Here is a 9,551-nt window from a genome sequence, read left to right as displayed (position 1 = left end):
TCAGGAGTACAACCAATCTTAGGCGCAATTGCTGTGATTGCAGCCCAAGTAGAAGGATAATCTTTTTCAGATTCAATCAATAATTGAACCGCTCTTTCTCTGATTTCAGGGGTATATTTTAATTTTGTCATCGGGATAGTCTCTCAGAATATTGACTCTCCGACAAACCCGGTACGGTTCATCTGGACTATATTCAAAAGCAATGGTGGGTCTACCTGTCGTGGCTGTTGAACTAATCAGCGTTCCCCATAACCATGATTCGCCCCAACCGTTGTAATAAACATTAAGTCTATTGAGCATTATCCCTTCCTCTTAATACGGTGGCGCTTACTTTGACTCTCATAGCGAAGAATGTCATTCACACTGTTAAGCTGAGGTTTAAATAGTTCCTGAAGTTCGTTTAATCGACCCAAGACCATTGCAATACGGACTAAATTTTCAACAGATACATTTCGTCCCGCTTCAAGATTCGAAACTGTATTCACGCCGACACCAGCGCGTGCTGCTACCTCAGCTTGAGACATCTCCAGAAAGAGTCGTTGCTTACGTAAACGCTCACCTAAAAGAGTCACAACTTCTTCTGGTTTAGTGAAATATAAATCCATTAAATTGGGTCTTAAGAATGAATAATTTAATTAAATCACAAAATAATGGAATTAATCTATAGCTATAGTGTGGCTAAGGAGGGCTTTGTTGCACAGCACATCAGAAGGGTAGGTATAGTCCTTGGGTATCGGTTACAGAAAATCATCAGGATGTACTTTGACTGATTGTTGATACGGAGATTTCAGTATTTTCATTTTTCCTAATAGGTCACATTACTTAGAAAGGGTTCTTCGAAAATTAGTTCATACTTTAAAAATCCTATAAATATTGAGGATATTTTCTTAATGCTTTCAATATAGCATGCGGCTATATGTAACTCGAACGGGCTTAATCTGCCTTTCAGTATAAATTTTTTGGGCGTGAGAGGGGAGAGGTGTGAGGGCAAGCAATTTATATCGTGGATACTTCTAAATTACTTATGTAATAGAAGGTGGTAAACATGGATTTAGAGGTAATAACACTAAATATAAAAAAATTGGAAGAATAATTTATTAAATTATTGTTTTTATGTGGTTATTGGTGATGTTATGAATAATAATAACTTTTTTCTTGATGAATTTTACCTAAAAAAATTGATCAGATAATTTTCTTTAAATGTCATGCATACATAAATTTGACAGTTTGAAGGGATCGGTATGTGCATTTTTCACAAGGTTAAAGATCGACCATAAATGTGATAAACGGCAGAGGATCATTGAAAAATGAATGGATTTAAACACTACATGTATGCACGAAAAAAAGTATCGCTGCGGTTCTGCTGACAGGCTGTATTGAGCATTGAATGCAAATGATGTAGTAATTGTCTACAGGCTATAGGACCAGCATGAAGAAGAATGAAATGTAGTTGCCAATTTATAACCTTGGTTGAAAAGCATAGCATTGTTATTCGGAGAAGTGAGGTAAGCCATCCTTCTCTTATTCATTTAAAATGATTCTTACTCAACTGATCTCGACTCATGGGCTGGTTCCAATTAGACGGATAATAACTTCCATCCCCTATCTTTTTCTTACCACATTTCTTGCATTTAATCCCTTCTTTGGAGATTTGATTCAGCATCACTGTTGTCGGTTGAATCAAATCAATGACATAGTTCGTTGGTTCAGGAAAAGCAGAAGAGGCTGCTTTATTGCAAAAGAGAACATTCGGATCAAATGGATTGGATTGCACAAAAGCCATGATACAGCCACAGAGTAATTCACCTGCATGTAATCTGTAACATCCATTCAGGTCATCAGACGAAGATTAATCTGAAATTTAAGCACTAAACGCCATAAATCTATGTATGGGCAGACTTTTTTGAGACATATGTTGATAAACATGCGGCAAGTTACATTGCTTAAAAGTCTATCTAAGTTAACGATCTATTCAATTCTGGATAAGTAATCTGAATATTACGATCCTAAATTACCCGAAGAGTATTAAGATTTCTAAGAATCGTGATTGTTGGTTTATTTGGGAAATTAATCAGTGGATTGAAGCAAAGATGATGGCTCATTAAGGATTGTGGGCTTCGACTACTTAAATTTTAGGTATTTTGAATAAAGCATATTTCAAAAATCTTAATTAATGGATTTAAATTACCATAAAAACCTTCAATATTGGCTTGAATCCATTGTTGTTGAGAGTCAATGCGAGACCAATCAATACCATAACCACAATGAGCAATCAGATGCTCAAAGAAAATCCGTTGTGTACGTCCATTACCTTCACGGAATGGGTGTATGACATTAAGCTCACAATACAAGTCGGCAAGTTGAGGAATCAGTTGTTGTGGTGCTAAGCCTTGAAAGTATTTTTTTTCTTGAAGCGGTTTGAGTAGTTTATTGGTTTCAATTTCAATACGGGAAAAATTACAAAAACGGGTGTCACCTTTGGAAATATCGATTTGTCTTAACTTTCCTGCCCAGTCGTATAAGTCGCCAAAGAGCTGCGCATGAATTGATTTTAAGTATTGTAAGTCGTAAGGTGGTTCAGCATATTCAATTAAGTTACTTGCCAATCCAGACAGTTCTAGTTCAGCTTGTTCTAAAATTTGTTCATCATGAATATTGAGTTTGTTCTTTAGGATATTTGTGCCAGGGTAACAATACAGGCTGTCACCCATTTCCCCATATTTATCCATACATGCACCTGACTAAGTTTCGGGTTGCGAATACTTCTTATATTTTTGCAAGATTTCAGCTTTACTTTGTTGAGTTGTTTGAGCTGTCGTTGTAATGCCTTCAAGCTTTAGGCTGGCTTGATAGTTTTGCGCACGTGTCGCTTGAATATATTTTTTTTTCTGTTCAGTGGTTCTGAGCATTTCGAAACTCCATTGATGCTACACGTGAAGTAAGTATAGCAGAGAATCTTTTTGATCAATGCTGCATACACAGCATTTCAAAATGTAATACAACGGTATTGTTTCATGTAATAACAGAAAACTAAAAAAAAGTGGAAGAATTTTTAAAATTTAGACCACCCATGATAAGTAAACCATATGTATTTGTTGATAATTGTAATTTTGAGAAAATTTAGTTGATAAATTAAATGAATTTTAATATACAAAGATATGCTCATTTTTTATATCGATAAAAATGTTAAAATTTGACTATTTAGTAAAAAATATAGAGATATTTATGGGGCAATTTATCATGCCCTTTTGCTTTGAGCGACAAAATGTTCAATTTAAGATAGTAAAAATTAACTCAGAACTACTGAAAATCAAAAAGATTAAACAGAGCCAGAAAGTAGTAGTACAAGCAAAGTTCAAAATAATCTATGTGAAAATTTGGCAAAAAATATTGCTATTAATGCAAACGGAGCCATGCTTACGTGTACATTCTAATTATGTTGCAATCTTACAGTTGATACATAATCTTGATGATTTTATCGAAAAATCACAGCAACACTTGTGCTTTGAGAGAAAAGCTCAGAAAGAGCTGGATGCTAAATTTTTTGCTAGATTTTTTAAGCTGACAAAGAGTTCAATAAAAGATCAACTTTTACCAAATTGTTCAGATCGTAATGAATTTAACCAATGCAATTTGATAAAAAATTAAGCGAAAGCGAATATGCCAAAGATTGAAACAGAAGAGCAATTCTTAGATTTAGCAGAAAAATTCCAAAAAGATTATTGTTTATTACGCAATCATGTTGTGAATACACAATTTGTCGATCTATCAGATGATTTACGTGAAAAAGCCCATGCTCTATATAAGGAAGCACAACAGATATATGGCTATATATCTAGTTCTAGACAATTAGGTAAATATTATTATCTAGCTTCTTTAAGTTATTTTGCATGCCCGACTACTAGTAATACTCAAGAGCTGTCGTCTGAACGTTATTTGATTCTACAAGCGAGTTTTTTAACATATCGGCAGTATCAAGAATTTGCAAAAATTGATAAAGCTGAGAATAAGCAAAAACATGTTTGTGATCTCTTTCGCTATGTATCACGATATGTTCTGGATTCTAATCATGCTGAATTATTTCAAGAATGCAGTGAGCTACTAAATCGCTATGTCATGTACGAACGTAACTTGAAAAAGGAGGATCGTAATCAACTTTTTAATATTAAAGATTTCAAACAAGTACAAGCCATAGAGTATTTATCGGCTCTATTAATAATTTTTAAAAGACTTGATGATCGTCGTGTTGTTCATCGTCAGCGTAAGTCAAAAAAAAGTAAAGTTTTGCAATGGCCGACGAAAAATGAACTCAAAAAATTTCGTGAAATTAAAACGGGTAAGCAAGTAGATATTGGACATAACGCAAAGATCAGTATTTATGATGCCGCTCTTCACAAAGATGAAGAGGGTGAAGTTGATCTATTAGATCCTGAAATGGAGTTTTATTCAGAAGATGAAAAGTCTAAAAATTTAAATTATATACTCAGCGATAATGCGACGCATCTAATGCGGCATCGCCAGCGCCGTCATGCTCCTTTTGTTACAAATCCACATTATTTGGCGCCAGATATACTGAAGCAAATTGTTTATGTGTTGAGAACCGAGTTATCCGGGCACTGGAGGGATGCTGCAATCGCTGCAGCATGTTTATTGTCACTTTTGACGGGATTATCACCCGTCGCACTGATGGATTTTAACGAGCTTATTCAAGATGGAATTTTGATCCAGAATGGTTCAAGTAGACGTCGCGAATATTTACTCAAATTAAATCTTAAAATTACAGAGCAGAAGATTAAGAGCTTAAATCATGTGCGGTGGAATGAAGTGATGACACATCAACTACATTTACCTTCTGCTTGGTTTGACTATATAGAACAAGCATCGAATCCACTAATTTCATCAACACACATTAATACGAAACTTAAGAATTGGCTTGATAATCGGTTTGTAGGTTCGATCACTGTAGAAAAACTGCAGGCTCAATTATATTTTCATATATATTATGAAACATATAATGAATATCTTGCTCATGTAATTGCTGGGCGGGATAGTCAGCATCACATGCCTGGTATCTATTATGGCGGGCTACCGAAAACTCAACTCAGTAGCACATATCTAGCCTTTTTAGAAAAAGCACTTACACCACATTCCACACATTTTACTGAAGACACGGCTGAACTAAAAATATTGCAACAACAATTCAAAGTACAATCTGCATTATCTATAGGAAGGATAGGGAGCCAACTGGCACTTGAACCCAATTTTGTGAAAGAGCAATTCCATATTTTACATAGACATTGTCACGAAAACATCCAAGAAGATAAGCACATTATTAATCAACTTAATGCATATGCGTGTTGGATGTGGCATATCAGTTTGTTGAGTTTGGCAAGTCGGCCTAAAAAAAACCTGTTGGGGAATTTGGATGATTATTGTGTTGAGCTCAAGCTTTTATATGTGAATGATAAAAAAAATAGTAAAGCAAGAAAAGATGGTCGTTTTATCCCTTTATCTGATTTTTTCATAAAAACACTGCAAAATTACACTGCCTTTTTAGAACAAATTATTGAAGCGTACGGTTCATTTTTTAGACAAGTCTTTGCAAAGAAGAAGATAACTGTAAATGATCTTTTTGGTAAGGTCATTTTTAGTAAAGATATCTTGCCGATAACTGTCAAAGAATGGCAGAGCAGGAAAATTAAGTTAATCCCTTTATCGAGAAAATGGGTGAATTCATATATGCAAGGAGTCTTTCCAAAGAATATGTATTCGAATTGGTTACGTCATTTTGACATGAACTTTTTGATGCATGAGCAGCAAGAGGGTAAACCAGCATTAGCTTTTCACTTAATTCAGGCCCTGTATGGTCATGACCAACGTGACCGAGAGGCTTTTCATCCGCATTCTTCACTTATCCCGAATGTCTATGTACAGCAAGCCCGCCAGCAATTGCAAGATAATGTCAAATCTTTATCGATTAAACACTTAGAGCGAAAATAGTTGTATGCAAAAAATCAAAGAACTAATAAAACCACAACTAGATGATCTATTTGTTGATATTCATAAAATGGTGAAAAAGTCGCTAGATAGACAGCCTTCTCCACCTGAAGTATTGACGAAAGAAATGCAGCAAAAACTTGATCAGCAGATCGCTGAAAAATGGCATGACATTAAAGATAGTGTTGATTGTTTGAGTCAAAAGTTGAGCCGAGACGAACAATCAAAACTGATGCAATTTACTGAAGATGAATTTAATAAAAGAAGGAAGCAATTCAACCAGAATGTAGATAAAAAATCATACAGAATTAAGCTAAATCCACATACTAAACGGATCGTACTGCCTAGAAAAATTGAGAGTACAGAGTCACGGTTAGAACAGGGGCATCTACATATCCATGTACTTAAGGAATTAAGGCAGTATTGGCAAGATTCATTTGAATATTGGAATGAACCAAAGTACTTATGGGGAAATTTATGCTTAAGTTTTATATATATTTCAGGCTGTGCAGATGAACAGCATTTGATTGCTATTCAGAAGCAATTGCAGGAGGCCATTGAGCTTGGTACAGATCTGAATTGTTTTCGGTTATACCATTCGGACTACAAAAAAATCACTAATCCATTGTTACTACATTATCGTGTTGAAAACTCTCAATATGGCAACGATGTAGAACAGGGAAAGTTGTACCAATGGAAACATGTTTTTTTTAACCCATATGCGCAGTTCATTTTGCAATATTTAAAAAAGTTGAAAGCTACTCAGAAAGAATTTTGTCTGCAACATTCAGTTGAAGATTGTATTTTAGAAAGCTTGAGTAAGATAGGCAGGAAAAAAAGTCTTGGGGATCTGCAATATCAAATTAAACGCCGTGGATTTCGTGCATTTAATGATGTGCAAATGGTACTCGAATTTAATCCAAACCTCAGCATAGATATATTTTTGAGTAATGTGCTTCAGCAAGAGATTAATACTGTTGCTTTAAGGCCATCCGAATTTAGATTGCTGTGGAATAATGATTACAATCAAGTCACAGAACCAGATAATCGCCCTATTCATTTTGAACAAGAGCAGTTACTTCCTGAAGTTCCGACTGTTCAAAGCAAATTACAAACGATTCCGTATGAGTTGATGTTGTTTGGTCAAAAGAAACGTAAAGGTCAAAAAGTTGAGCGTTTAGATAAAAAGAGGAATAAAGAAGAACGCACGCTACGTTTTTGGCAAGAAACTAGAAGGGTGTTAGAGGAGAAGATAGTTGATGCTAATACGGAGGAAAAGTCTTTAATTGATGCTCAACTACGCTTAATTCACTGGTTAATGCATTTAAAAAAACGAGGGCTTCAATTATCAACTATTGAAAGCTACTTAGGATCGTTTGGCAAAGAATTTATATTTGAGATTTGGCTCAATAAATTAGATTTAAAGCAACAATCCATAGATGACTATGAGGATTTATATCGGCAGCTATTGAAATACAGCAGTGAACGTGATGAAAAAGCAGTTCAACGAGATTCGGTGAAAGGAAAAACCTCTCGTAAGATGCACCAAAGCGCAGAATACCGTTTTGGTCGCCTAAAAGATTTTCATCAATTCTGTATAGAGAATTATGATGCTCCAGGGGTATTGGTGTTACAGAATTCAAGTTTTAAGCATTTACAAATTTGCAATGCACGGCTAGTGAGTCCTTTGCTATTTGGCAAATTATTGGAAAAACTAGAAAATTTAAGTCAAGAGCCAACGGCATCAGAGTGGGTCGATCATCTGAGTTGTTTAAAGCTGATGTATTTACTAAGTTATAGAACTGGACTTCGATTAAATGAAGTTCGTTGTCTTAAAATACAAGATATTATTTGCCCAGAGCTACTTTATAAAGAAAAAGAAAATACAGTTTTTAATAATATCACGCTTCATATCCAAGACAATTCATATCGCCGTCTGAAAACGCGAAGTGCGAATCGTCAAATACCATTGAAAATTGCATTGTCAGAACATGAGTTTTTAGTAGTACAACGTTACATACAACATCGTTATGAGCAATATTTGGTTAATCAGCAGGATGATCTACTTTTTAGTGTGAATCATCGTGTATTAACTGATCAATGTATCAGCAAAATTACAGTAGATTTGTTTAGTCAAATATTAGGTATGCATCATGGCTTTAGTTTTCATACATTACGCCACAGTGCTGCTAACTATCTAGCAATAACTTTGCTCGGTTCAAAAGAAATGATCAAGACCTACACAGATTGTCCTTGGGTAAAAGCAAAAAAGATGAGGGATTTATTGTTTGGTATGAAAGCACGTGCTCAAGAAGAGATTATTCAACATAAATGGCAGGTGCTCGCCTCTTGGATGGGGCATAGCAGTATTGAGCAAACGGCTTCAAATTACCTTCATGTTTTGGATTTATTAGCAGTCGATCGAATTTATAATTCGCCGTGTATCATTTCAAAAAAAGTATTAGAACAGTGTTTTAGTCCAGTGAAGTCAAGTACAGACTACATAAACCTAAATCGTTATACTCAGCAGCAGAAATGGTTTAATTCTTATCAGCAAACACAGCCAGTTACGATGGCTGGCCGACAAGAAAAGAAGTTTAGTATAGAGAAGAGTACTCTGACACCTTTTCAACGTTTGATAAGTTTTAGAGAAGGTCGTTTAAGCGAAGATACCCAAGCTCAAGAATGGATGCAACGATGTCAATGGATGAGCACTAAATGGATGGATCGCCAAAAATTTAATTTAAAAACGAATTATGTTTATAGTAAGAATTTAGAAGAGAGTTGGTTTGATGAACTTTACGAAAAGGCTAAAAAACTGACTCGTCCAGATGAAATAATTCCTCTCCTTGATTTTCATTATAAAGATGATAGGCAGCAAGATGCACTGAAAGAAAAGAACATGGTTAAGGCGCTTAAAATATTATTATTATTTGGAAAACTGCGTAAGAATTTTCTACATTTTCAATGCCGAATGAAAGGTGATGAGCAACAAATTGTTAATTTTATTACTGGTATAGAGCCAATGTTAGGAGATCATCTGTATTTAGAAAAACAAAACTACCCAGTTAATTTGGATGCTCCTGAGCGAACCGTTAAATTTAGTTTTCAAAGAGTTGTCGGCTCTAACAAAAAAAATGTTACTCCGCTGGTTATATTTAATTTAATGTTAAAAATGATGCAAAAAGATGAACTCTGGATCAAATAGCCTAAGCATGTTAAAGGGGAATTGTTTAGAAATTTCCCTGTTTATAAGTAAACTGCCTTTATGAAAAGCACCATGCTGACTTGGATTAATAAGCGGAATGTAGTATCACAGTTTGATCGCTGGATTTACGAAAATGGTGTGAAGATTAGCGGTATGGTAAATCGATGAGCTAAAGTGTTGTAGTCCAAACTCGATCTGACAATTACCCATTTTTTAGTGTGCCCGTCAGGTTAAATTTGAACTGAATTTTTCTCAGCCCAAATTCATTTGTAAGCGTCCGCTGAACACACCTTATGAATTCATCCTATAAGCCTTAATTTAGTCCCCACTTAAAAACAAGTGGGGA

General features: G+C 35.0%; 7 protein-coding genes and 2 pseudogenes. 3 read left to right on the top strand and 6 right to left on the bottom strand.

Annotation, left to right across the window (positions count from 1 at the left end):
• From GVV58_RS14555 to GVV58_RS14530, 6 genes and pseudogenes are all read right to left on the bottom strand, one after another.
• Window positions 1-131, bottom strand: a pseudogene (locus GVV58_RS14555) (IS3 family transposase); the annotation flags it as partial.
• A 49-nt stretch (window positions 132-180) separates the two neighbouring features.
• A pseudogene (locus tag GVV58_RS14550) lies at window positions 181-300 on the bottom strand (serine/threonine protein kinase); the annotation flags it as partial.
• The gene (locus GVV58_RS14545) at window positions 300-605 is read right to left on the bottom strand and encodes a helix-turn-helix transcriptional regulator (RefSeq protein WP_000366814.1); all 306 of its coding nucleotides are present in this window, start codon (window positions 603-605) and stop codon (window positions 300-302) included. The gene GVV58_RS14545 and the pseudogene GVV58_RS14550, both read right to left, overlap by 1 nt.
• A 920-nt stretch (window positions 606-1,525) precedes the next feature.
• Window positions 1,526-1,783: a hypothetical protein gene (locus tag GVV58_RS14540; protein WP_004726728.1), complete on the bottom strand. Its 258-nt coding sequence runs from the start codon at window positions 1,781-1,783 to the stop codon at window positions 1,526-1,528.
• A 349-nt stretch (window positions 1,784-2,132) separates the two neighbouring features.
• Window positions 2,133-2,729, bottom strand: a complete 597-nt coding sequence (locus tag GVV58_RS14535; RefSeq protein ID WP_004658347.1) for a putative adenosine monophosphate-protein transferase Fic — start codon at window positions 2,727-2,729, stop codon at window positions 2,133-2,135.
• Between the two features lie 12 nt (window positions 2,730-2,741).
• Window positions 2,742-2,909 carry a YhfG family protein gene (locus tag GVV58_RS14530; protein ID WP_002125865.1) on the bottom strand — a complete coding sequence of 56 codons (168 nt, stop codon included), beginning with the start codon at window positions 2,907-2,909 and terminating at the stop codon, window positions 2,742-2,744.
• A gap of 274 nt (window positions 2,910-3,183) precedes the next feature.
• Between GVV58_RS14530 and GVV58_RS14525 the strand changes: the two genes are divergently transcribed.
• The 3 genes from GVV58_RS14525 to GVV58_RS14515 are packed head-to-tail and all read left to right on the top strand — an operon-like array spanning window position 3,184 to window position 9,205.
• Window positions 3,184-3,648: a hypothetical protein gene (locus tag GVV58_RS14525; RefSeq protein WP_000911011.1), complete on the top strand. Its 465-nt coding sequence runs from the start codon at window positions 3,184-3,186 to the stop codon at window positions 3,646-3,648.
• Between the two features lie 12 nt (window positions 3,649-3,660).
• Window positions 3,661-6,000 (top strand): hypothetical protein, encoded by a 2,340-nt coding sequence (locus tag GVV58_RS14520; RefSeq protein ID WP_002058482.1) that lies wholly within the window; start codon window positions 3,661-3,663, stop codon window positions 5,998-6,000.
• 4 nt (window positions 6,001-6,004) lie between these two features.
• Entirely contained in the window at window positions 6,005-9,205 is a 3,201-nt protein-coding gene (locus tag GVV58_RS14515) for a site-specific integrase (RefSeq protein ID WP_002046149.1), read from the top strand.
• The last annotated feature ends 346 nt before the right edge of the window (window positions 9,206-9,551 follow it).

This window comes from Acinetobacter sp. 18QD2AZ41W (genome assembly GCF_009829025.1).
Classification (GTDB): Bacteria; Pseudomonadota; Gammaproteobacteria; order Pseudomonadales; family Moraxellaceae; genus Acinetobacter; species Acinetobacter pseudolwoffii.
This window is presented reverse-complemented; position numbering and strand designations above follow the sequence as displayed.